The 22,003-nt window shown below is 55.0% G+C and carries 27 protein-coding genes; all 27 read left to right on the top strand.

The genetic code is table 11. The annotated features are described in order from the left end of the window. The 27 genes from ACLGL1_RS01365 (at position 1) to ACLGL1_RS01235 (ending at position 21,999) form a co-directional block, all read left to right on the top strand. Complete coding sequence (locus ACLGL1_RS01365; protein WP_411007003.1) at positions 1–2,454, top strand: VapE domain-containing protein; 2,454 nt, start codon at positions 1–3, stop codon at positions 2,452–2,454. Between the two features lie 323 nt (positions 2,455–2,777). Next, complete coding sequence (locus tag ACLGL1_RS01360) at positions 2,778–3,059, top strand: VRR-NUC domain-containing protein (RefSeq protein WP_411007002.1); 282 nt, start codon at positions 2,778–2,780, stop codon at positions 3,057–3,059. Further along, positions 3,049–4,416, top strand: a complete 1,368-nt coding sequence (locus ACLGL1_RS01355) for a DEAD/DEAH box helicase (protein WP_411007001.1) — start codon at positions 3,049–3,051, stop codon at positions 4,414–4,416. Before ACLGL1_RS01360 ends, ACLGL1_RS01355 begins: the two co-directional genes overlap by 11 nt. Before the next feature lie 42 nt (positions 4,417–4,458). Then, on the top strand, positions 4,459–4,797 hold the full coding sequence (locus ACLGL1_RS01350; RefSeq protein ID WP_411007000.1) for a dATP/dGTP diphosphohydrolase domain-containing protein: 339 nt from the start codon (positions 4,459–4,461) through the stop codon (positions 4,795–4,797). Between the two features lie 174 nt (positions 4,798–4,971). Beyond that, on the top strand, positions 4,972–5,259 hold the full coding sequence (locus tag ACLGL1_RS01345) for a hypothetical protein (RefSeq protein ID WP_411006999.1): 288 nt from the start codon (positions 4,972–4,974) through the stop codon (positions 5,257–5,259). Beyond that, positions 5,256–5,696, top strand: a complete 441-nt coding sequence (locus ACLGL1_RS01340; RefSeq protein ID WP_411006998.1) for a DUF1492 domain-containing protein — start codon at positions 5,256–5,258, stop codon at positions 5,694–5,696. The genes ACLGL1_RS01345 and ACLGL1_RS01340 overlap by 4 nt, the downstream gene beginning before the upstream one ends. A gap of 226 nt (positions 5,697–5,922) precedes the next feature. Beyond that, entirely contained in the window at positions 5,923–7,194 is a 1,272-nt protein-coding gene (locus ACLGL1_RS01335) for a DNA modification methylase (protein ID WP_411006997.1), read from the top strand. A gap of 16 nt (positions 7,195–7,210) precedes the next feature. Then, positions 7,211–7,654 (top strand): hypothetical protein, encoded by a 444-nt coding sequence (locus ACLGL1_RS01330; RefSeq protein WP_411006996.1) that lies wholly within the window; start codon positions 7,211–7,213, stop codon positions 7,652–7,654. Then, positions 7,647–9,122 carry a PBSX family phage terminase large subunit gene (locus tag ACLGL1_RS01325; protein ID WP_411006995.1) on the top strand — a complete coding sequence of 492 codons (1,476 nt, stop codon included), beginning with the start codon at positions 7,647–7,649 and terminating at the stop codon, positions 9,120–9,122. The genes ACLGL1_RS01330 and ACLGL1_RS01325 overlap by 8 nt, the downstream gene beginning before the upstream one ends. After that, positions 9,103–9,732: an HNH endonuclease signature motif containing protein gene (locus ACLGL1_RS01320; protein ID WP_411006994.1), complete on the top strand. Its 630-nt coding sequence runs from the start codon at positions 9,103–9,105 to the stop codon at positions 9,730–9,732. Before ACLGL1_RS01325 ends, ACLGL1_RS01320 begins: the two co-directional genes overlap by 20 nt. Then, a complete protein-coding gene (locus ACLGL1_RS01315) occupies positions 9,617–9,877 on the top strand; it encodes a hypothetical protein (RefSeq protein ID WP_411006993.1) in 261 nt (86 codons plus the stop codon). The genes ACLGL1_RS01320 and ACLGL1_RS01315 overlap by 116 nt, the downstream gene beginning before the upstream one ends. Continuing rightward, a complete protein-coding gene (locus tag ACLGL1_RS01310; protein ID WP_411006992.1) occupies positions 9,874–11,370 on the top strand; it encodes a phage portal protein in 1,497 nt (498 codons plus the stop codon). Before ACLGL1_RS01315 ends, ACLGL1_RS01310 begins: the two co-directional genes overlap by 4 nt. After that, positions 11,306–12,721, top strand: coding sequence for a minor capsid protein (locus ACLGL1_RS01305; RefSeq protein WP_411006991.1), 1,416 nt, complete (start codon positions 11,306–11,308; stop codon positions 12,719–12,721). The genes ACLGL1_RS01310 and ACLGL1_RS01305 overlap by 65 nt, the downstream gene beginning before the upstream one ends. A gap of 4 nt (positions 12,722–12,725) precedes the next feature. Further along, positions 12,726–12,911, top strand: a complete 186-nt coding sequence (locus tag ACLGL1_RS01300; protein WP_411006990.1) for a hypothetical protein — start codon at positions 12,726–12,728, stop codon at positions 12,909–12,911. Between the two features lie 46 nt (positions 12,912–12,957). Continuing rightward, on the top strand, positions 12,958–13,311 hold the full coding sequence (locus ACLGL1_RS01295; protein ID WP_411006989.1) for a YjcQ family protein: 354 nt from the start codon (positions 12,958–12,960) through the stop codon (positions 13,309–13,311). Between the two features lie 14 nt (positions 13,312–13,325). Then, the gene (locus tag ACLGL1_RS01290) at positions 13,326–13,490 is read left to right on the top strand and encodes a hypothetical protein (RefSeq protein ID WP_411006988.1); all 165 of its coding nucleotides are present in this window, start codon (positions 13,326–13,328) and stop codon (positions 13,488–13,490) included. Between the two features lie 451 nt (positions 13,491–13,941). After that, positions 13,942–14,535 carry a phage scaffolding protein gene (locus tag ACLGL1_RS01285; RefSeq protein WP_411006987.1) on the top strand — a complete coding sequence of 198 codons (594 nt, stop codon included), beginning with the start codon at positions 13,942–13,944 and terminating at the stop codon, positions 14,533–14,535. A 7-nt stretch (positions 14,536–14,542) separates the two neighbouring features. After that, positions 14,543–15,469, top strand: coding sequence for a hypothetical protein (locus ACLGL1_RS01280; protein WP_408976953.1), 927 nt, complete (start codon positions 14,543–14,545; stop codon positions 15,467–15,469). Positions 15,470–15,482: 13 nt separating this feature from the next. Beyond that, on the top strand, positions 15,483–15,797 hold the full coding sequence (locus ACLGL1_RS01275) for a hypothetical protein (protein WP_411006986.1): 315 nt from the start codon (positions 15,483–15,485) through the stop codon (positions 15,795–15,797). Then, positions 15,794–16,270: a hypothetical protein gene (locus tag ACLGL1_RS01270; protein ID WP_411006985.1), complete on the top strand. Its 477-nt coding sequence runs from the start codon at positions 15,794–15,796 to the stop codon at positions 16,268–16,270. The genes ACLGL1_RS01275 and ACLGL1_RS01270 overlap by 4 nt, the downstream gene beginning before the upstream one ends. Beyond that, complete coding sequence (locus tag ACLGL1_RS01265; protein WP_408976956.1) at positions 16,263–16,628, top strand: hypothetical protein; 366 nt, start codon at positions 16,263–16,265, stop codon at positions 16,626–16,628. Before ACLGL1_RS01270 ends, ACLGL1_RS01265 begins: the two co-directional genes overlap by 8 nt. Then, positions 16,628–17,071, top strand: coding sequence for an HK97 gp10 family phage protein (locus tag ACLGL1_RS01260; RefSeq protein WP_408976957.1), 444 nt, complete (start codon positions 16,628–16,630; stop codon positions 17,069–17,071). Before ACLGL1_RS01265 ends, ACLGL1_RS01260 begins: the two co-directional genes overlap by 1 nt. Continuing rightward, positions 17,071–17,505 carry a DUF6838 family protein gene (locus tag ACLGL1_RS01255; protein ID WP_408977113.1) on the top strand — a complete coding sequence of 145 codons (435 nt, stop codon included), beginning with the start codon at positions 17,071–17,073 and terminating at the stop codon, positions 17,503–17,505. Before ACLGL1_RS01260 ends, ACLGL1_RS01255 begins: the two co-directional genes overlap by 1 nt. A 13-nt stretch (positions 17,506–17,518) precedes the next feature. Further along, positions 17,519–18,841, top strand: a complete 1,323-nt coding sequence (locus ACLGL1_RS01250; protein ID WP_408976958.1) for a phage tail sheath subtilisin-like domain-containing protein — start codon at positions 17,519–17,521, stop codon at positions 18,839–18,841. After that, positions 18,841–19,338: a phage tail tube protein gene (locus tag ACLGL1_RS01245; RefSeq protein ID WP_408976959.1), complete on the top strand. Its 498-nt coding sequence runs from the start codon at positions 18,841–18,843 to the stop codon at positions 19,336–19,338. Before ACLGL1_RS01250 ends, ACLGL1_RS01245 begins: the two co-directional genes overlap by 1 nt. A 19-nt stretch (positions 19,339–19,357) precedes the next feature. Next, on the top strand, positions 19,358–19,798 hold the full coding sequence (locus tag ACLGL1_RS01240) for a phage tail assembly chaperone (protein ID WP_411006984.1): 441 nt from the start codon (positions 19,358–19,360) through the stop codon (positions 19,796–19,798). A 182-nt stretch (positions 19,799–19,980) separates the two neighbouring features. Next, entirely contained in the window at positions 19,981–21,999 is a 2,019-nt protein-coding gene (locus tag ACLGL1_RS01235; RefSeq protein ID WP_411006983.1) for a tape measure protein, read from the top strand. Positions 22,000–22,003: the final 4 nt, after the last annotated feature.

Genomic DNA, 22,003 nt, shown 5'->3' with positions numbered 1-22,003 from the left:
GTGTCCACAGCAGACAGTAAGCCGCAAGCACAAAGAGACATCAGCATCGCTGTGGCGCCCTCAAGGTTTGAGAGCCGCTGGCAAAATAAGTCCATCTCCTATGGTGATTTTATCGCCCGGATTAAGAGCCCCGTCCAGGTTGCCTGCACCATGAGAGAGTACGCCCGGATGAGTAAGGCCGCCCAGGTCCGCTATAAGGACCAGGGGGGCTTTGTAGGGGCCTCGCTTAAAGAGGGTCGGCGGCGCAAGGGCGCGGTGGCTTTTAGGAGCCTCCTGACCCTGGATATCGACTACGCCAACGACGATGTAGACGCCCTGTGGGTCAAAATCCAGGCCGCTTATAGGGTGGCAGGGGTTTTATACCCGACCTGCAGCAACAGCCCGACTAAGCCCAGATTTAGGCTAATTATGCCCCTGGATGAGCCGGTGACGGCCGACCAGTACGAGGCCATCGCCCGCCGGGTGGCCGGGGATATCGGCATCAACCTTTTTGACGACACGACCTATGAGCCGGAACGGATGATGTTCTGGCCGGCCATCCCTAAAGACGCCCCCTTTAAGACCCTGGTCCGGGAGGCAGACGGCCCCTGGCTGGACCCAACCAAGGTCCTAGCCTCCTACGATGACTGGCAAGACGCGTCCTTCTGGCCGACGTCGGACCGGGAGAGCGCCAGGGTCCGGTCGACCATAGACCGCCAGCAAGACCCGACAGAAAAGAGAGGCGTCATCGGGGCCTTCTGCCGGACCTATACCATCCAGGAGGCCATCAGTAAATTTTTAGCCGATGTCTATAAGCCCGCCAGCCATGGCCGGTATACCTACATCCCCGGGTCGGCAGAGGCCGGCCTGGTGGTATATGACGACCTCTGGGCCTACAGTCACCACGGGACCGACCCGACAGGGGGCGAGCTATGCAACGCTTTTGACCTGGTCCGCCTCCATAAGTTTGCCGACCTAGACAAGGACGCCAAGGCCGGGACCCCGACGGTCAAGATGCCCAGCTACCAGGCCATGCAGGACCTGGCCAGGGAAGACGAGGCGGTCAAGAGGACCCTGGGGGCAGAAATACAGGCGGAACTGGACGAGGAATTTGCCTACACCGATGCGCCCGAAGACGGGGCCGCGGATGCGGACGACGAGGACTGGTTCGCCAAGTACATCGAGCTGGACCGCAAAAATAAACCGGTGGCCACGATAGACAACGTGGTTGTCATCTTAAAGCACGACAAGCTCCTCCGGGGCCGGCTCAAGTACGACCTTTTTAGCAGCCGGCAGACCATCATAGGCCCGGTGCCCTGGCGGCCGGACAGCAAGGAGGTCCGCGACTGGGCCGACAGCGACGACGACGGGCTCATGTGGTACCTGGAGACCTACTACAAGATAAGCAACGCGGCAGTCGTCCGCCGGGGGCTAGGTAAGGCCTACATTGACCTGGCCTACCACCCCGTCCGAGAGTACTTCGAGGGCTTACCTGAGTGGGACGGCGTGGGCCGCATTGAGCCCCTGCTCCCGGACTATCTAGGGGCCGACGATACACTATACACCAGGACGGTCACTAAGACCCACCTGGTCGCCGCCATCGCCCGGATTTTTAAGCCGGGGATTAAGTACGATACCATGATTACCCTATCCGGGGCCCAGGGGCTAGGCAAGAGTACCCTCATCAAGATTTTAGGCGGCGCCTGGTACAGCAACTCGCTGGATACCATGCACGGCAAGGACGCCTACGAGGCCCTCCAGGGGGCCTGGCTCATCGAGATAGACGAGCTATCGGCCTTTAAAAAGGCGGAGAAAGAACGGATTAAGGGCTTCCTATCCAAGACGGAAGACATTTTTAGGCCCGCCTACGGCCACTACTCGGTCCGCTTTCCTCGGCAGTGTATTTTCTGGGGGACGACCAATGATAAGTTTTTCCTCCGGGACCAGACCGGGGACCGGCGGACTTGGCCTGTGGCCTGCGGTGAGCTCATGCCGATTAAATCGGTATTTACCGAGCTAGAGGCCGACCGGGACCAGATATGGGCCGAGGCCTACGCCGCCTATAAGGAGGGCTGGCCCCTGACCCTGCCCTATGATGTCGAGGTCCTGGCCAAGGCCCGGCAGGCCGCCTTTAGCGAGGAGGACCCCGAGCTGGATATAATTGCCAAGTTTTTAGACCGGCAGATACCCGAAAACTGGAGAGACCTGTCAATGGGCGACCGGCTCAGCTGGCTGGACGGCAACACCGACTTCGTTGCCGGCGCCAGCGACACCCTGGTCCGCAGGAACCGCGTGACCGCCCTGGAAGTATGGTGTGAGTGTTTCCAGAGGAGGGAAACCGACTTCAGAAGGCCAGATGCGGCCAGGATAAATGAGGTTTTGGCCCGTATGCCTGGATGGGCGTGGAGTGAAAACAAGCAGGGGCTCAGCGAGGTATACGGTAAGAGTAGGCGCCGCGGATATATACGCATTTAAGTAAATCGAATTGGCATTTTGAAAATGACCTTTTTAGGGCGTTTGACCCTAGGCTAAAAAGCAAGTGACCTTTCTAAAAACAGAAAGGTCACTAGAGAGGTCATTAGTTTTTCCCATGGTTGAGCGTATTTAGATGGTAATTGACCTTTGACCTATACTTTTTATAACATTTATAGAATTATAGAATATTAGGTATATGAGTTATAAAATATAACCAATATGATATTGAAATTCTATAATTCATAATAGTATATGGAAAAAGCAGGATCAGAAAGACCAATATTCCTATAAGTATAAACATTTTACCTGAAAGGAGAATTATCATGGAAAGAGACATAGAACAGTACCTGGCCCTATGCGCTAAAAAAATAGGCGGAAAGTCTTTCAAATGGACCTCCCCAGGTGTCACAGGGGTGCCTGACCGGATTGTTTTCCTGCCCGACGGGCAGGTGGTCTTTGTCGAGGTAAAAGACCACACGGGCAAGCTGACCCCCCGACAGGCAGAAGTGCATAAGCAGTTGAGCCGCCTGGGCCACCCGCCCTATACGGTGTACGGCGTAGACGGTGTGAAGCGGTTTTTTGGACGGTATGGCTATGAAGTTTAAGCCCCACCCCTACCAGCTGGCGGCCATCGACTGGATCCATAGCCATCCGGCCTGTGGTCTCTTCCTGGACATGGGCCTGGGCAAAACAGTGACGACTCTCACCGTCCTAAAGGACCTCATCTACGACCTGGCCGTCAGCAAGGCCCTGGTCATCGCCCCTAAGCGGGTGGCGGAAGAGACCTGGCCGGCAGAGCTAGGCAAGTGGGACCACTTACAGGACCTTACCTATAGCCTCGTCGCCGGGAGCCGCAAGGACCGCCTGGCGGCTCTGGACACAGGAGCGGATATAGACATTATCGGCAGGGATAACCTTACCTGGTTGGTCGACCACTACGGCAAGGACTGGCCATATGAGGCCATCGTCATAGATGAGCTATCCAGCTTTAAAAACCACCAGAGTAAGCGCTTTAAGGCCCTACGCAAGGTCAGGCCCCTATCCAGCCGGGTCATTGGCCTCACCGGGACTCCCGCGCCTAACTCCTATATCGACCTATGGGCCCAGCTATACCTCCTAGACCGGGGCAAGCGGCTAGGCAAGACCATAAGTATTTTTAGGGATACCTTCTGTATCGGTCGCCGGTGGCCGTCCATGCCGGTGACCCTGTACGAGATAAGGCCCGGGGCCGAGCCGGAGATTGACCAGCAGATATCCGATATTTGTATATCCATGGCCGCATCCGACTACCTAGACCTGCCTGACCGGGCCTATATAGACCTACCGGTCACCCTGCCGGACCAGGCCATGCGGCATTATAAGGCTATGGCCAAGGACGCCGTCATGGCCCTGGGCGGGGAGACCATCACCGCCACCAACGCCGCCGTCCTATCCGGTAAGCTACTCCAACTGGCCAATGGTTTTGCTTATACAGAGGCGGACGCAGGCCAGCAAATCCTACACGACGAGAAAATCAAAGCCCTGGAGGAGCTTATCGAGGCGGCCCAGGGGGAGCCGGTCCTGGTTTTTTACCAGTTTAAGAGCGACCTGGACCGGATACAGCACCGGTTTGAGGAGGCCAAGACCATAGATGACGATAACATCATGGCCAGGTGGAACGCCGGCCAGGTGCCGCTTTTACTCCTCCACCCACAGAGCGCGGGGCATGGGCTAAACCTCCAGCAGGGCGGCCGGATTATCGTCTGGTTTGGCCTACCCTGGAGCCTGGAGTACTACCAGCAGGCCAACGCCCGCCTGTACCGCCAGGGCCAGGAAAAGCCGGTGCGGATATACCATATCATCGCTAAAGACACCATAGACGAGAGGGTCCTGGCTGCCTTGACCGGCAAGGACGAGCGGCAACAGGCCCTATTGGATGCCGTCAAAGCCGAGGTTAAAGCGCTAAAAAGCGCAGAAGATTAATAACACATAGATTATATATAGACCTAGAAAGGAGCCAAACACATGCAGACAGTAGCTAAAAATGACACCGGCAAGCCTAGGCTGGCCCTGGTGAGCCCCTACCTCATCGAGGCCGTCGGGGCCGTGCGGACCTATGGGACAGACAAGTACGGGAGCCCGGATAACTGGCGACAGGTCAGTGCGGACAGATACAAGGATGCCCTTATGCGGCACCTGTGCGCCTACCTTAAGGACCCGGACGGGGTAGACGCCGAGAGCGGCCTGCCGCACCTGTGGCATCTTGCCTGCAATGTGAATTTTTTAATTGAGATGCAATCGTGCGATAATCGTGCGGAAAAATCTGCAAAGGGCCTGGTTGACGCCATTAATCGTGCGAAGTAACGGGGAGTAGAGGTGACATGCCAATGAGCTATCAAACAGCTGATATACCTTTAGTGTGCGATGTATGCGCCGACCAGCTAGATGGCCCGGCGGAGAAGTGCGGCGAAAGCTATTTTTTAATTAATGGCCGCTATGTATGCGATATGTGTAGTTCGGCCGAAGAAGGTGATACAGGTGGCCAAGAAAAAACGCAGGGTCAACCCCAGACGCAAGCCAGCCAGTCAAGCTGATGTAGCACGAGCTAAGAAGCAAGCCGAGCGGAATGCGGTTATTGGGACCATCGCTATCCCGCTGATGGCCGCTCATGATGCCTATGGCTTTGGACCGGAGAGGCTCAGCCGACTCTTAGACCGCATGCTAGCCTTATACGCCGACTATGAAGCTGACCGCTTTGACATGGACGAGGCCCTGGATTGGTTAAGGGATTACACAGGCATTGATATGCAGGAGGTGATACTTTGAACTGGAAAAAAGAAGCTGCAAACGATCTCAAGGAATACAAGTATTTACAAAACTATGTGGAAAACTACGAGGACCTACTGGAGGAGCTAGATGCCCGGATGACTAGGCTACACGGCGGCAAAGATGAGCAGACCCCTGTCAGCGGTGGCGGCGGCACACGGATTGAGGACGAATGGCTGTCCTGTATCGTCAAAAAAGATCGGCTGAAGAGCCAGCACCTTGAGCGCTGGACTAGGCTCCAGCGTCTGAAAGGGGCCCTATCTATTTTGCCGCCTGAGGAAAGGCTGGTCTTGGAGTATTTTTATATAGACCGGCCTAAAAATCACGTAGACCGCTTGTGTGACCGGCTAGGCTATGAGAAGTCCCAGGTCTACCGGCTAAAGGACGAGGCTTTAAAGAATTTTACCATTGCTTTATATGGCATCATCGCCGGCTAGGCAAAGATGGGAAAAAAAGGGGAACTTTTCGTGCGGAAACCATGGTATTATGTAAGTGTGAAAAGTTGGTCAGTTAGCATAGTTGTCTTACCTCCTTTCCTCCTTTTAGCGCCCGAGAGGGCGCCTTTTTATTGCAAAAAACGCTAAAATGAAGATTTATAGCCCACCTCGGCGGGTGTAAATTGCAATTTTGGCGTTTTTTAACGTTTAGGGAGCGGATACATAGATGAAAATCATTACAAAGCCCATTAGCGAGGTTATACCCTACGATAATAACCCGCGGAACAACGACGCCGCGGTCCCTGCCGTCGCTAATAGCATTAGAGAATTTGGTTTTAAGCAGCCTATTGTTATTGACGCCCAGGGTGTCATCATAGCCGGCCATACCAGGCTCAGGGCCGCAGAGTCGCTAGGCATGACCGAGGTACCCTGCGTGCTGGCGGACGATTTGACCCCGGAGCAGGTCAAGGCCTACCGGCTAGCCGACAACAGGGTGGCGGAGTTGGCCACCTGGGAGGAAGACCTCCTCCGTGACGAGCTCATGGACCTAGCGGCTATGTCCGATATAGACATGTCGGCATTTGCCTTTAGTGATGAGGAGCTAGACCTCATGCCTGTTGAAGATGACGGTCTGGACCCGGAGGAGGCCGAGCAGGCTGCCAGGGAGACCAGCGTCAAGCGGGGCGACATTTACGCCCTAGGCAGCCACCGGCTCATGTGCGGAGACGCCACCGACCCCGAAGACGTTCAGAAAATTATAGGGGGGGTGCATATGGACCTTTGTGTTACCGACCCACCCTACGGTATAGCTTATGAGGGTAAGACCGCTGAGGCACTTACCATCGATAACGACGACCATACAAGCGCATCTTTTATAGCGTTTTTATCCGCGGCTTTTGCCAACATTGAGTCCGCCTTAAAGCCCGGCGGCGTTTTTTATATATGGCACGCAGATACGAAACGGTTTGAGTTCTTAGAGGCCTGCCGGAGCGTAGATCTAGTCATCCGCGAAGTCCTGGTCTGGGTAAAAAACGTCGCAACACTGGGCCGTCAAGACTACCACTGGCGGCACGAACCCTGCCTATATGGCTGGAAATCCGGGGCAGGGCATTACTTTATTGAGGACCGGACGCAGACGACCGTCGAGGATACCACACCAGACCCTGACCGGATGACGTTAGAAGACGCGCAGAAGTATATAAAAAAGCTGCACAGGGCTTTAAACAAGTACGCTACTGTGATTGAGGAAAAGAAGCCCGCCGCCAGCCGAGAGCATCCGACCATGAAGCCTATACCCCTCATCGCCCGGCAAATCAAAAACAGCAGCCGCCGAGGTGAGTCAGTGTTTGACCCCTTCGCCGGGTCGGGTACGACCCTCATCGCTTGTGAGCAGTGCGGCCGACAGGCCTATGTGATGGAGCTGGACCCGGTATACGCCCAGGTCATCATCAACCGGTGGGAAGACTTAACCGGCAAAAAAGCCATCAAGATAAATTAAGAGAGGAGGTGGCCCCATGGCCGTAAAGCTAACCCCTCGGATGGAAGCCTTCGCCCAGGGGCTCGCCGCGGGTAAAACCCAGTACCAGTCCTATATTGATGCCGGCTATAAGGTAGCCGGGCACAAGCGGTCCTATATTGATAACCAGGCCAGCCAGATGGCCAAGCACCCTAAAATCATTACCCGGGTGGCAGAGCTGAACGAAGCCATCAACCGGGAGCGCATCAAGGCCCTAGCCTGGGACCGGGACCGGGCGGCCCACGAGCTTATTTTAATGATCAATGCCGGCAAGGCCGACATTGCCAAGCGCGGCTACAGGGCGTCGACGTCTAACGCTGTCGTCAATGCGGTCCGAGAGCTCAACGAGCTGGACGGCGTCAAAGCTGCAAACCGCGTTGAGTTTACCGGCGGTGTCCCCGTGCAGATCATTGATGACATAAAGCCGGCAGACGATGGTTAAGCTAACCGACCTCATCGCCCCGGCCTTTTATGGCGTCCACCAGGCTGTCAAGGAAGACCTCTACACCCACTACTGGCTCAAGGGCGGCCGGGGCAGTACTAAGTCCTCCTTTGTAGCAGTAGAAATCATCCTGGGCATGATGCAGAATCCGGATGCCAGTGCGGTGGCCATCCGTAAGGTAGGCCTCTACCTCCGGGATAGCGTGTTTGAGCAGCTCTTGTGGGCCATCGAGAAGCTAGGCGTCGCCCACTTGTGGCGGGCCAAGGTCAGCCCCATGGAGCTCATATATGAGCCAACCGGCCAACGGGTCCTTTTCCGAGGGGCCGATAAGCCTAAAAAGCTCAAGTCCACCAAGGTATCCCATGGCTATATCCGCTACATCTGGTATGAGGAAGTCGATGAATTTCAAGGGCAGGAGGAAATAGACGTGATTAACCAGACCCTCCTCCGGGGCGGGCCAACCTTTACCGTTTTTTACTCCTTTAACCCGCCCAAGTCGGTCCAGAGCTGGACCAATGCCATCACTACCCGTCCGGATACGCTTATCCACCACTCAACCTATTTGACTGTTCCGGCCGAGTGGCTGGGTGACCCCTTCCTGGTTGAGGCAGAGCACCTCATGCAGGCCAAGCCTGACCGCTACCGGCATGAATTTTTAGGTGAGGTCACCGGGACCGGTGGCGAGGTATTCGCCAACCTATCCCTGGTCGAGATCCCGGACGCAACCATCAAGAGCTTTGACCGCTTGAACCGGGGCGTTGACTGGGGCTACGCTACAGACCCCTTTGTCTATACGGTCAATTATTATGACGCTAAACACCGGTCCCTGTACATATTCCATGAGTACTACAAGGTCGGGGCCAAGTTTGACGAGATATACCAGGCCATCGCCGCTGAAAACCAAGACAATCGGCGGATAACCGCCGACAACGAGCCCCGGAGCAATGCAGAGCTCCGGGACCGGGGCCTCCGGGTCAGCCGGGCGAAAAAAGGCCCGGACAGCCGGGACCACGGCTTCTTGTGGCTACAAAATTTAGAGCATATTTATATCGACCCTGTCCGCTGCCCCAATACCGCCCGGGAGTTTGCCGAGTATGAGTATGAAAAAGACGCCAACGGCAACTGGCGGGCAGACTACCCGGGCAAAAACGACCATTGTCTAGCCGGAGATACTATAGTGCATACGGATAAAGGCGACTATAAAATATCTGATTTGGTAGGGACAGAAGGGCTTGTGTGCTGCGTAAATGAAAATAATAGGCCTCAGTGGGGGCGTTTTTTTGATGTTCGGAAAACAAGGGAATCCACACCTATATTTGAGATTGAACTAGAGGACGGCGGTAAGGTTTGTGCCACAGGTGACCATCCGGTGTTAACTCAGCATGGATGGAAGCTGGTGCGTGACTTAACAGACCAAGATTGCCTTGTGAAAATAAAGGGGCTGCGATATGAAGCAAGTCATACTTAACGGATATAAGTTTACTAAAGACGCGTCCACAGGCTATTATTTGTCATCCTGCAAGATTGGTGGGGAGCGGAAAAGACTTCACAGGTATGTGTGGGAGCTGGAAAAAGGAAAAATCCCCAAGGGCTACCATATCCATCATATTGACGGCGATAAAAATAATAACCGAATTGATAATTTGCAGTTGTTGAAGGGCGAGGAGCACGCCAGTCTACACGGTGTAGCTAAAACCCAAGAGGAATATCAGGCACAAGTTAAAAGAGTGAACCACGCACGTGTATACGCCGGCATATGGCATAGCAGCGATGAAGGCGTTGAGTGGCACAAAAAACACTATGAACGAACCAAGGAAAAGCTGCATCAAAAAGATGATTTTGTGTGCCTGCAGTGCGGCAAATCATACCGAGCTGAAGCAACAGGGATGAATAGATTTTGCTCAAACGCCTGTAAATCAGCTTTTCGCCGCCAGTCGGGCGTAGACGATATTCAGAAGGAGTGTGCTTTTTGTGGGAAACTTTTTAAGGCCAACCGATATCAGCAGCAAGAAACCTGCGGAAGAGCTTGTGCAAATAGACTACGTGCCCGTAAAAAGCGTGACCTTTGTCGGCCGTGATGACGTGTATAATCTCGAGGTTCAAGAACACCATAATTTTGCAGTGAACGGAGGTTATATTGTTCATAATTGCATCGACGCCACTAGGTATAGCCTGGAGCGGCACATCCGCGGGGCTAATTTTAAGCTAAAAAGTAAGAGGTGAGACCCATAGACGTACGTGATTTAACCGGCAAGGCCCTCAAGGGCTACCTGGTCCACAAGCTAAAGGAGTGGGAGGGGTCCGAAGCTAAAAAAATGGCCTTTGCCGGCGTGGACTACTACAAGGGCCGGCAGAAGATAGACGAGAAGCAGCGCCTGGGCGTCGACGACGCAGGCCGGCTTGTGACCCTCCGCGGCCTACCGAATACGATCATCAAGGACAACAAGTATGCCCTCCTGGTAGATCAGAAGGTCAACTACATCCTAAGCGAGCAGCCAGCCATCACCTGTGACGATAACGACCAATACGCAACCGCCTTGAGCGACTTTGTCGACCGGCGGTTTTTGCGTACTTGGATAAAAATCGCCAAGGATGCCATGAATTGTGCCATTGGCTGGTTATACCTCTACATCGAAGACGGCCGGCTCCGTTACCGGAAAATTGACGCCCGATACATCATCCCCGTTTGGGAAGATGTGGAGCACGAGAGCCTGCAGGCCCTTATCCGCATCCGGGACGACCAGGACTGGAACGCCGACCGGGAGGATATGACCTACACCAGGTACGTGGAATTTTATACCGATAATGGCGTACAGATTTTTAAATACGAAGACGCCGACATGCAGTTTATCGAGGCTCAAGCCTATATGTATACCGGTGAGTTAAAGCCGGCAGACGACGAGGCAGAAGCCCAGGGCTTTAACTGGGGCAAAATCCCCTTTATCTACTTTAGGTACAACGCAGAGGAAATCAGCCTCCTATCCCGGGTCAAGACCCTCCAGGACAACATCAACCTGATTTTATCCACCTTTGGGGACCAGATGCAGGAGGACAGCCGGAACACCATCCTGGTCATCCGGGGCTATGACGGCGAGGACCCGAGGGAGGTCCGGGGCGAAATGAACCGGACCGGTGTCCTCCAGCTGTCCGAGGATGGCAGCGTCGACCCCTTGAATATTGAAGTCAATGCGGCCAATTTCCAGGTATACCTCCAACTCCTAAAGGAAAAGCTCATCGAAAACGGCCGGGGCTTGGACATGCGCCAGGAGCGGTCCGGCAATGCGCCTAATGAGATGAACATCAAGAGCATGTACGCCGACATCGAGCTGGACGCCGCCGGCATGGAGCTGGAGTGGCAGGCCTCATTTGAGCACCTGCAGTACTTCTTTAAGCTAGCCACCTATGGAACTAGCCGGCCGGACCTCCTAGCTGACATTGCCTTCAAGCGGAACATGATGGTTAACGAAGAGTCGGCCATCCGGATGCTGACTGCCTCCAGCGGCCTCCTAAGCCGACGGACCCAACTGGAGCACCATCCGCTAGTGGATGACGTCGACCAAGAGGAGGAGCGGCTGGACAAGGAGCAGGCCCAAGAGGTCGCCGACTACCTGTCCGCCTTCCCCCTGGCCCCAAAGGCGGTGAACCCAACAGATGACCCAAGCCTACTGGCGCCGACGCGCCGAGCAGCTGGAGCAAGCCCGGAACAAGGAGAATAAGGGCCTAGTCCAGGCCATCGCCAGGACCTACAACCAGGCCCTCCGGCAGATAGATACTGAAATGTACAGCCACCTGTCCAAGATGGCCGATAAAAACCACTTGTCTCCGCAAAAAGCCGCCGAAGCCCTAAGCCGGGGCGAGCTTGCCGGTTACCGGATGGACCTGGAAACCTTTGCCCGGCGGGCCCGGCAGGCCGGCACCCTAACCAGCCAGATGGAGCGGGAGCTGGACAACGCTTCTAGACGGGTCCGGATATCCCGGCTCCAGGCCGCCAAGGATACCATCCGACGAGAAATGCAGCTATTTTACAGCAGCTATGACAAAGACCTGGCCGACCACCTAAAAAAGCAGTATAGCGACACCTACCAGGCCACCCTAACCGGCTTAAAGGATACCGCCTTTATCGCCATGCCCCATATAGACATGACCCTCTCCCGGCTAGACGCCGCCATCCGGAAGCCATGGGCAGTAGATGGCCTCACCTTCTCCCAGCGCCTGTGGAAAGACCAGGCCACCCTGGTCAATACCCTCCACCAAACCCTCAGCAGGCAAGTGGCCCTAAGCCTACCACCGGACGAGACTGTCAAGGCCCTGGTTACCGCCTTCCCGGAAAAGACCATGAGAAGCGCCATAGGCCGCCTGGTTATGACCGAATCCAACGCCATCGCCACCGCCGGCACCCAAGAAGCCTACAAGGCCACCGGCGTCAAGCAATACGAAATCGTCGCCACCCTGGACAGCAAGACCTCAACCATCTGCCAGGAAATGGACGGTAAACGGTTCCCCACCAGCAAGATGGAAATAGGCGCCACCGCCCCACCCTTCCACCCCTGGTGCCGGACCACCACCGCCCCCTACGACCCCGACTTTGACGACCTCCTACCCGACGGCCCCCGAGCCGCTAGAGATGCAGACGGCAAGACCTACCTGACTAATGCTAGGACCTATAAGGAATGGGTGGATACTTCTGTTGATAAGCGGTATAATAAAGACAAGCAACTAGCCATGAATTTGCAGTTGTTTGGCTACCACATACCGGATAGTAAGCTGGTCAAATATGCTTTAGACCCTGCAAAAGCGCCCGATAAAGCAAGGGCCTTTGAATTGGCATTAGGTTATACGATAGAGAACTGGACAGACTTAAGAGACCAGATATATGAAGAAGTAAAAACGGCTAAACTTATCAAAAAAGGTGATAGTGGCTATGGTATGAGGTATGAGAGCTTACTTGAAATAAGAGGCGCCAACGGAAAAATAGCTAAAGTTTTAGCGGCCTGGATTGAGGACGGAGAAAACAAAAGACTAACATCTGTTTATGTCGTTGACAGAAGGAGAAAGGAGAAGAAATAAGAAAATGAAAATAAAACAATACGATAAAGTTTTATTGAGAGATGGCCGTACCGCTCAAATTGTAGAAGTCTTTAATGTTGACGGTAAGATTTTTTTCTTGGGCGATATAGATATTCCTTTGTCAGATGGCAGTCTGGAATGGGAAACAGATGATATTCCTGCGGAGGAAATAGTTAAGGTAATCAAATAACGAGCCACCCAACCCGGGTGGCTTTTGTGTTGGAAGGAGGCAAGCCATGGCTAAAGACGACTACCACGTTATCGTCTACTACTTACTTAGCTACTTGTACGACTGTCTGAAAAAGGGCAGGCCGGTAGATAAAAGCATTATCCGCCTGGAGGCCTATCCGGAGGAAATAGACCCGGACTATTATAGGTACATCCTTGAACACCTGCTGAAGGATGGATTCATCGAGGGGCTATATACCTACGAGGCGCCTATCCTAGGTAGTAAAAAAGTGGTTCAATTCCGGGGCGTAGAAGATACACGCATTACCCCCGCAGGCATTTCCTACCTGCAGGAAAATAGCTTCATGAAAAAGGCCTATGAGACCTTAAAGACCTTGAAAGACATCATGCCCTTTATCTAGCCAAGGAGAAACCCATGGACAAGAAAGAAGTAAGCGGATGGCTTATGGACTTAGCCCTACAGGTAGCCGAAATCATAGCGGAAAAACGCCCCGGGGCCGCTATCATCATTGACGCCAGTGGGGTACGCTTTGTAGAGACCGCCAAGCACATCCCTGCGACTGAACGTAAAAAGACCTGAGGTGATCCACTATCTCCCGTGCAGGGTTAAGCACAATATGTTTGATAACCTTTCAAAATGTGGTATAATCTAAGTAAGACAGAGCCTTTGCCGCCTGTCAAGCGAAGTTAAGGCGTTATATACGCAATAAAAAACCACCGGGGGCTGACCGGTGGTTTTTTATTAGGCTGGTTGTCATTTGTTTTCCCCTCTATCCAACCATTTGCAAATATAGTGACTGGCTATACTTGCCATGATAGCGAGGATTAGCGAAGTTAAGGCTTCTAGCATATAACGCACCTCCCTTCCGTTGCCGGAATGGGTAATGACAACGCCAATAGTATACCATAATCGACCTGGACAAGTCGTAAAAAGGTCTATTTTCTATACCTAAAAATTGGTTGCCCGACCTAAAACGGGAACGCCCGGTCACGGCGACGACCTAAAAAGCCTAGGCGAGAGAGGAGACCCCATGAACACAGACACCCTGAAAAAGTTAGGCCTAACCCAAGAGCAAATAGACGCAGTCATGGCAGAAAACGGAAAAGACATCAAGGCCGAGCAGGGCAAGACGGAGGGCCTGAAAAAGGAAAGAGACACCCTCCAGGCCCAGCTGGTCGACGCCAACGAGACCATCAAGGGCTACAAGGACATGGACATTGACGCTATTCAGAAGTCCGCCAACGACTGGGAGGAAAAATACAAGGCCAGCGTCCAGGAACTGGAAGACCTTCGCTTTGATAGCCTCCTAGACAAGGGGCTAACCGGTAGCGGCGCCTATGACGCCGACATCGTGAAAAAGCTCCTGGACCGGGAAGCCCTCCTGGTCAAAGACGGCAAGCTAGAGGGCCTAGACAAGCAACTGGCCCACATGCAGGAACACCGGCCCTACTTATTTGCACCCCAGGAAAACCCCGACGAGGGGCAAGAAACCAAGCCAGAGGGCAGCGGCTTCAAGCCCTTTGTCCCTCCGGCCGGCGGCGACGGCGCCGGAGGTAAAACCTCCATGGCCCAGGAAATCGCCGCTATTTTTAACCCAAGCCAAGCGGCAGATATGAAAGGATGAATAATAAATGGCAATTAATACCCTAGAATTTACGACTCTAATGCAGACCAACCTGGACCAGCACATCGTGGCCGGGGCTGTTACCGGCTTTATGGAAGCCAATGCCGGCCAGGTCCAGTACAATGGCGGCCGAACCATCAAGCTGCCGACCATCTCCACCACCGGCCTGGCCGACTACGACCGGGACAAGGGCTTTAATAACGTCGGTTCCGTCACCCTGGAATTTACCCCCTACACCATGACCCAAGACCGTGGCGCCAGCTTCCAACTAGACGCTATGGATGTCAACGAAACCAACTTTATCGCCACTGCGGCCAACGTTATGCGGGACTTCCAGACCAACCACGTCATCCCCGAGATTGACGCCTACCGCCTGTCCACCATCGCCCAAAAGGCCAAAGAGGCCACCAACAATGAGGCCCTGGCCCTGACCGCCGACAACGCCTTCGCAAAGGTCCGGGAGCATGCCAGAGCCGTCCGTGACTATGTCGGTCAGCAGGTACCGCTTGTTTGCGCCATCACCGGTGAGGCCATGGCCTTAATCGAGGACAGCGACAAGTTCCAACGGCTGGTCAACATTGTTGGCACCGGCGCCCAAGATTTGAACCTCGGCATCCGGTCCATCGACGGGATCCAATTTATGATCGTCCCCGGTGGCCGCATGAAAGACAAGTACGAGTACTTAACCGGTGCCGGTGCAGGCAGTGCTCAAGAGAAGTTTGGCTTCAAGCCGGCCAGCGACGCTAAGGACATCAACTGGCTGCTCTTCCCGAAAAACGTGCCGATTGCCGTATCTAAGACTGATACCGTCCGCCTGTTTACGCCGGAAACCTACCAAAACGCCCACGCCTGGAAAATCGACTACCGGAAATACCACGATTTGTGGGTCAAAAAGAGCATGCTGAAAGCCCTGTTTGCATGCACCAAGGCATAAGGAGTGACAATACATGACCCTATACGTCATGGAGCGGGAGGCGGCCGTCAAGACCATTGACGCCGCCAACACCGCTAAAGTGGAAGAACTGCAGGACCTAGGCTACCGGATCGTGGCTACAAAGGAGACCGCCCATGCAGCTAAAGCTAAAGCAGAAGTACAAGCGGCAAAAAGTCCCGAAGCAAAGCCCAAATCTGGGCTCAGTGATTCGGGGCTGACCGTAGCAGAGATTAAAGCCCGCCTGGAGGCCGCCGGGGTGGGCTATCCCGGCAGCGCCAGAAAAGACATGCTGGTGTCCATCGCCCAGGCAAATGGGGTGGCGCTATGACGGCCGACGTCATCGACGCTTACGCCCGCGATTTAGCCATTAAGCTCCGGCCCTATATCCGCCAGCAGCTGGAAAGCAAGCTCCAGGTCCTCACTTTTTGCGAACCTAGCGATGACGAAATCGAGGCCATCGCCTGGGAGGGCATTGTTGACCTCCTGTACGATTGCAACCGGACCGATATCCCGTCCCACGCAGAGCTCCGGCTGGCCCGCTGGCTGGCCCTAAAGGTGCTGGTCCAGGACGCATCCTTTTCCCGGGCCCGGGCGCTAGCCGAAGAGGCCGAGCGTACAACCGGTACCGTCCAGTCCGTGACGGCCCTGTCGACCAAGGTGGACTACGCAGTCCCAGATAAGAAAAGTCGGCAGCTGGAGAGCCAGCTCCGGGCCTACGAGGCCAAGGCTGACGACATCTACCGGAAGCTGGTCCACAGCCTGCGCCGGTTCCCCCGGTGGCCGAGGCGGTCCTATGATTAATTGGGCCGCCCACCGGGCACAGGTCGAGCAGCTATACGAGGACCGGGCCACCATCATCGTTGCCCGGATGCAGCGGGACCCGAAGACCCACGAAACCGCCGAGGTATGGGTCGATACAGACACTTACCCCTGCCACTTGGACTGGCAGGGGGCCGGCATCGAGGCATCAGACACCGTGTCCCGGCAGAGCCAAAGCGTCCAGGTCATCCTGCCACCGGAGGCAGATATCCCGCCCGGCTGCCGGATGCGCATCCAGCTGGCGGCAGGTAAAAGCATTTTGTTCAAGGCCTGCTCGCCGATCGCCATTAAGCCCTCCCACCAACTGGTGGGCCTAGAGCTCCCGGAGGCGGTGGTCTGATGGCGGGGCGGGTCGATTTTAGCGAGTTTACCGGCTGGCTGGAAAATATGGACCGGATAAGCGACCCCAAGGCCACAGAGGCCTTTATGCTATCCTGCGTGGACCGCCTGGGGAGCCAGGTCTTGAGGCGGGCCATTGACCGGACCCAGGTCGGCAAAGACAGGCGGGTTAGGGGCGTGCCAATAGAAGGCGGCACGCTAAAGGGGAACTGGCAGCAAAAGCCGGCTAGGCACACCGGTACAGTCTACAAGAGCGTGATTTTTAACAACACGCCTTATGCCATTTTTGTAGAAAAGGGGCATAGGATTGTCCGGGGCGGTCGGACCATCGGCTGGGTGCCCGGGCAGTTTATGCTGGAGTCGTCGCTGAAAGAGGTCGAGGCCACCATCCCGACCTACCTGGACCGGCGGCTCCAACGGTTTATTGAAGAGGGGTGGATGTGATGCTGGAAAAGCTCATCATAGCGGTACAGGAGAGCCTGGAGGAGGCCTTCGGGCTACCCATACACGGTAAGGCCGTCGAGGAGGGCCTCAAGCTACCGGCCCTATTTGTGTCCTTGCTGCCTATCACGACAACACCCTTTTTAGACAAGAAAGGGATGCACCGGCTGACCATAGCCGTCGACTATGTAGACGACGATATGACGGCCCGGGAGATGGCAGGGGTCCACGCTAAGCTGTTCAAGGCCCTACGCTACGTCCAGGATGCCGACGGACACCTCCACCGGGGCTGGGATATCCGGCAGACGACCACCGAGGAGAACGTGCCACAGATGGTCGTCAGCTACTCAGTCGTGTTTGACCAAGACAAAGACATTGAGTATGTCGAGCGGCTCCTGCAGAGCCAATACATGAAGAAAGAGCAGACAGATATGTGAAAGGAGCAATTATATGAGCGGATGGGGCGGCGGTTTATATACCGTCCAAAACAAAGAAATTCCCGGCGCATATTTTAAATTTGAAAGCGAGCCCTCCACACCTAACGTGTTCTCGGACCGGGGCGTGGTGGCCGTCGCCGCAGAGCTGGACTGGGGCGCCGAGGGTAAGGTCGTTACGATTGACCGGGAGACCTTCCTCCGTCAATCGGACCAACTCTTGGGCTATGCCTTTACGGATAGTGAGCTAAGGCCCTGGCGGGAGTTATTCGTCGGAGCTAATAAGGTCCTGGTATATCGCCTGGGTAAAGGGGTAAAAGCCAGCAATAAATTAGCCGAGGCTGTCTACCCGGGCACAGTAGGCAACCTCCTAGCGGTGGCCATTGAGGCCACAGGCGACAAATTCGACGTGGTGACCTACCTACGGGGCCAGGAGGTCGACCGACAAACAGTCAAGGCGGCAGCAGACCTTAAGGCAAATGCCTGGGTTACCTTTAAAAGCGGCGACCTGGCCAAGGCGGAGGCCCTACCCCTCACTGGCGGCACCAGCGGCACGGCGACCGGCACCGACCACCAGAAGGCCCTGACGGCCTTTGAGGGTTACCGGTTTGACGTCCTCCTGTGTGCCTCTGACGATAAGACCACCAAAAAGCTGTACGTGGAGTGGACCAAGCAGGCGGTCCGGGAAGCGGGCCTTTACCACCAGCTGGTGGCCCATAATCTGGAAAAGGCCGATGACGAATATATCATTAACCTGTATAACACCGTCACGGACCCGGGGGCGCCTAAACACGCCCTGGCCTGGTACCTGGCCGGAATTGAGGCTGGGTGCGCTGTCAATAAGGACCTGACGGCCCATGCCTACCTAGGCGAGTACGCCATCGACACAGAAGGCCTAGGGGCCAGCAGGCAGAAAGAATTAAAGGCCCAAGGCCGGCTGGTGTTCATCAACGTGGACGATACGCCGACCGTCTTTATGGACATCAACAGCCTACACACCTTCAGTCCGGAGCACGGCGAGGACTTCCGCTATAACCAGTGCATGCGGGTCCTGAACCAGCGGGCCAACGACGTGCAAAAAATCTTTACCCGCTTTTACCTGGGCAAGGCCGGCACAGATGCCGACAGCCGGACTATGTTTAAAAACGATATTGTCAATAACATGACCAATGGCATGATCGCTGTCGGCGCGGTTAAAAACTACCTGCCTGAGGACACCATCGTTGATTTGGGTCAAGACCCCCGGAGCTACCATGTCCGGGAGCGGATTATCCCCAACATGGCCGTCCTCTACCTCTACCAAGACATCTACATCGCACGGGAAGGGAGTGCTAATTAATGGCGATTCCGTCTTTTTTAAATAACGACGTCATCAATGTTGAGAACCTTGTTGGCGGTACAGAGGCCCGGTGTTTTGCCGTCTTCCCGGATGGCCGACGCTTTAACATGGGCAACTTTATCAACCTAGAGGCCAAGCAGGACTTTAAGAAGTCCAAGGCCCCGATTTTAGGGAATCCCGGTGGCGGCAACCGCAAGGGGGCCCCGACCAATAAAATTACCGGGAAGGTCCACTACAACAATAGCTTGTTCCGCCGCTTTGCCCAGGAGTACCAGCGGATGCGGAAGGACCTTTACTTTGACATGGTCATTGTAAATAGTGATCCAACGTCTACGGTCGGGGAGCAGCGGGTCATCCTCCACGGGGTCAACATGGACAGTACCGTTATCGCCAAGTTTGACGCCGAATCTGAATTCCTGACCGAAGACTTCTCCGCTACCTTTGAGAGCTGGGAGCTGGATACTGAATTTAACAATACAGGCGTTCGTGAAGCCTAATTGAAAGGAGCCTATCCATATGGAAACAACCCTGTCTGAGTTTTTAGAGTGTGTGCCGGAGTTACCGGAAAATGTAAAGTACATCGCCTCCGAGCGCTTCAAGAGCCCCGTAACCGGGGAACCCCTGGAATGGGAAATCCGCCCCTTGTCTAATGCCGAGTCGGAACGCATCAAGGTCCAGTGCCAAAAGGAAGCGACCAAAAAGGGCCGGCTGAACCAGGCCCGGTTTACCAAGCTATACAATGACACCGTCATGGTCGAGTGCACTGTCTTCCCGGACCTCCGCAATGGCCAGCTGCAGGACAAGTTTGGCGTAAAATCCGCCGACCCGGTAGAGCTTTTAGGCAAAATGCTCTGCCTGCCCGGTGAATACAATGGCTACTTGGAAAAGGTCACCGAGGTGAATGGCTTTGTCGTCAACCAGTACGAAGAGGCTGCAGAAGAAGCAAAAAACGACTAAAGGGCAACGACTTATTTTTTAGCGTTGCCTATTTTTGTGCGGTTAAGATGGGCCGGTTTCCCCATGAGTACGCCGAGCTCCCTGCCCGGGAACGGGCCCTGGTAGACGCCATAGCGCTGGAGTGGGCAGAAAATGAGCGGAAAGCGGCTGAGGCCGCCCAGTAAGCAGAAAGGAGGTTAGCGATGGGATCAGTAAGAGGCGCCATGATTTTAGACGACCGGATGACCAGCGTACTCAAGGCCACCACCCAGGCCCTGCACATGGTCGTGGACGGCATGGCCAGCATGAATGATGAAATGGGCAGGACCCCGGACATGTCCCAGCTGGCCGCAGCTAAGCGGCAGCTACAGGGCATAGACCGGGACTTTGCCAGCATTGAGCGGGAAGTTGGGGCAGCTAATGCTAAGCAGAAGCAGTTTAACACCAGCCTCAATAATGGTGCCAAGCACGCAGGGCTGCTGGAAAGCAAGATGAAGGGCGTCCTAGCGGCGGTCGTCAGCGTGGCCGGTGCCGCCAGCGGGCTCAAGGCCTTTGCCAACTACGCCGACGACATGGCCCGGATAGACGGCCGGATAAGCATCATCAATGACGGCCTCCAGACCAATGACGCCATCCAAGAGCGGATTTTACAAAAGTCCTATGAGTCCGGGGCCAATTTTAAGTCCATGGCCGATATGGTCAGCCGGATAGGCACATCGGCCTCCGGAGCCTTTAAAAATACCAATGAGATCGTGGACTTCGCCGGAGAACTGAATAAAATGTTCGTCATCGCCGGCACCTCGGCCCAGGGGATAGATGCCGCCATGCTCCAGATGACCCAGGCCCTGGCCAAGGGTAAGCTGCAGGGGCAGGAATTTAACTCCATCATGGAGCAGGCCCCGGGCGTCATCAACGCCATAGCCAAGCACCTGGGCGTATCGACAGGCCAGCTGAAGCAGATGGCGGCAGAGGGGCAGATTACATCCCAGGTTATCAAGGACTCGGTCCTTGGCGCCGCAGCAGAGACGGCAGAAGCCTTTAACCAGATCCCCTGGACCCTGACCGGCGGCATCGCCAACCGGCTCAAAACCGCTGTCACCATGGCCCTGAAGCCTGCCGCCGGGCAGTTTACCGCCCTGGTCAACAGCGAGGAATTCCACAAGGCCTTTGAGGGGCTGGTCCAGGCCATATACGCCTTTGGGCGTGCCCTTCTGGTCGTGGTCAATATATCCGCAGCGGTGTTCAAGTTTATGGTCAACCACTGGGACGGCTTGAAATTTATCATTCTGCCCTTGGTATCAGTTATTGGCGTTTTGATGGTAGCTGCTCTAGTCAAGATGGCCGCAGTAGCTGTCATGGCCGGGGTCTCTATGTTTGCGTCCATGATGCCGGTGCTGGGGCCCTTAATGCTCATAGCCGCCGGGATTACCTGGATTACTTTGGGCCTGCAAGGTATGGGCATTAGCTGGCAAGACGCTGGCCGAGCCGCCGTCGGCGTGGGCTATGCCATTATGGCCATGCTCCGCAACCTGGACCGGAAGGTCTATAACGCGGCGGAGCGCCTCCGGACCTGCTTCCGCAATGCCTGGGAAAAGGTTAAAGAGAGTGCTGCCAGCGCACTGAACTTTATAGCTACAGAAGCCAATAAGCTTTTCGCCAAATTTAACAGTTCAAAACTAGCCAAAAAGGCTGGGGTCCACTTTGACATGCTGGGCGAGGTGCACTACACAGCCGATTATGCCGAGCCTAAGACGGTGGCCTATGAAAGTATCGGCGATGCCTATAAAAAAGGCCACGATGAAGGCTTTAATTCAATCGGCGACAAGGTCGGCGGCGCTCTGGACCGGCTCAGCCAGGTCCAAAAGAACCTGTCCAAGGGTATCGGCCAGGCGGCCTACGACCAAGCCGCCCCCGCCACTGATGACGGTGCAGGCGGTAAAACCGCCGGGGACCGGGTCCGGGCAGGCAAGCTGGATAAGATTGCCGGCAACACCGATAAGATTAAAGAAAGCCTAAAAATCGCCAACGAGGACCTATCCTACATGCGGAAATGGGAAGAGGGGCGTCGGGCCGCCCAGTACAACATCGAGAACAAAATTAAGGTGGAGACGACCATCGACCGGCCCGATGCTACCTTTGACATCGATGGCTATACCCGTGATCTCGGCGTTGGCCTCCTGACCCAGCTAGACATTACGAAAGGGGGGCTCAGTCCTGAATAAAGAC

Origin of the sequence: Peptococcus simiae (genome assembly GCF_046569735.1) — a bacterium.
Lineage (GTDB): Bacteria > Bacillota > Peptococcia > Peptococcales > Peptococcaceae > Peptococcus > Peptococcus simiae_A.
The sequence above is the reverse complement of the archived record's forward strand: the minus strand, read 5'-3'. Positions and strand labels throughout refer to the sequence as shown.

What these genes read in the sequence shown, in the direction of transcription:
- ACLGL1_RS01360 (WP_411007002.1), top strand. Translation starts at nt 2,778, where the DNA reads ATGGAAAGAGACATAGAACAGTACCTGGCCCTATGCGCTAAAAAAATA.
- ACLGL1_RS01355 (WP_411007001.1), top strand. Translation starts at nt 3,049, where the DNA reads ATGAAGTTTAAGCCCCACCCCTACCAGCTGGCGGCCATCGACTGGATC.
- ACLGL1_RS01350 (WP_411007000.1), top strand. Translation starts at nt 4,459, where the DNA reads ATGCAGACAGTAGCTAAAAATGACACCGGCAAGCCTAGGCTGGCCCTG.
- ACLGL1_RS01335 (WP_411006997.1), top strand. Translation starts at nt 5,923, where the DNA reads ATGAAAATCATTACAAAGCCCATTAGCGAGGTTATACCCTACGATAAT.
- ACLGL1_RS01330 (WP_411006996.1), top strand. Translation starts at nt 7,211, where the DNA reads ATGGCCGTAAAGCTAACCCCTCGGATGGAAGCCTTCGCCCAGGGGCTC.
- ACLGL1_RS01325 (WP_411006995.1), top strand. Translation starts at nt 7,647, where the DNA reads ATGGTTAAGCTAACCGACCTCATCGCCCCGGCCTTTTATGGCGTCCAC.
- ACLGL1_RS01320 (WP_411006994.1), top strand. Translation starts at nt 9,103, where the DNA reads ATGAAGCAAGTCATACTTAACGGATATAAGTTTACTAAAGACGCGTCC.
- ACLGL1_RS01305 (WP_411006991.1), top strand. Translation starts at nt 11,306, where the DNA reads ATGACCCAAGCCTACTGGCGCCGACGCGCCGAGCAGCTGGAGCAAGCC.
- ACLGL1_RS01300 (WP_411006990.1), top strand. Translation starts at nt 12,726, where the DNA reads ATGAAAATAAAACAATACGATAAAGTTTTATTGAGAGATGGCCGTACC.
- ACLGL1_RS01295 (WP_411006989.1), top strand. Translation starts at nt 12,958, where the DNA reads ATGGCTAAAGACGACTACCACGTTATCGTCTACTACTTACTTAGCTAC.
- ACLGL1_RS01290 (WP_411006988.1), top strand. Translation starts at nt 13,326, where the DNA reads ATGGACAAGAAAGAAGTAAGCGGATGGCTTATGGACTTAGCCCTACAG.
- ACLGL1_RS01285 (WP_411006987.1), top strand. Translation starts at nt 13,942, where the DNA reads ATGAACACAGACACCCTGAAAAAGTTAGGCCTAACCCAAGAGCAAATA.
- ACLGL1_RS01280 (WP_408976953.1), top strand. Translation starts at nt 14,543, where the DNA reads ATGGCAATTAATACCCTAGAATTTACGACTCTAATGCAGACCAACCTG.
- ACLGL1_RS01275 (WP_411006986.1), top strand. Translation starts at nt 15,483, where the DNA reads ATGACCCTATACGTCATGGAGCGGGAGGCGGCCGTCAAGACCATTGAC.
- ACLGL1_RS01270 (WP_411006985.1), top strand. Translation starts at nt 15,794, where the DNA reads ATGACGGCCGACGTCATCGACGCTTACGCCCGCGATTTAGCCATTAAG.
- ACLGL1_RS01265 (WP_408976956.1), top strand. Translation starts at nt 16,263, where the DNA reads ATGATTAATTGGGCCGCCCACCGGGCACAGGTCGAGCAGCTATACGAG.
- ACLGL1_RS01260 (WP_408976957.1), top strand. Translation starts at nt 16,628, where the DNA reads ATGGCGGGGCGGGTCGATTTTAGCGAGTTTACCGGCTGGCTGGAAAAT.
- ACLGL1_RS01255 (WP_408977113.1), top strand. Translation starts at nt 17,071, where the DNA reads ATGCTGGAAAAGCTCATCATAGCGGTACAGGAGAGCCTGGAGGAGGCC.
- ACLGL1_RS01250 (WP_408976958.1), top strand. Translation starts at nt 17,519, where the DNA reads ATGAGCGGATGGGGCGGCGGTTTATATACCGTCCAAAACAAAGAAATT.
- ACLGL1_RS01245 (WP_408976959.1), top strand. Translation starts at nt 18,841, where the DNA reads ATGGCGATTCCGTCTTTTTTAAATAACGACGTCATCAATGTTGAGAAC.
- ACLGL1_RS01240 (WP_411006984.1), top strand. Translation starts at nt 19,358, where the DNA reads ATGGAAACAACCCTGTCTGAGTTTTTAGAGTGTGTGCCGGAGTTACCG.
- ACLGL1_RS01235 (WP_411006983.1), top strand. Translation starts at nt 19,981, where the DNA reads ATGGGATCAGTAAGAGGCGCCATGATTTTAGACGACCGGATGACCAGC.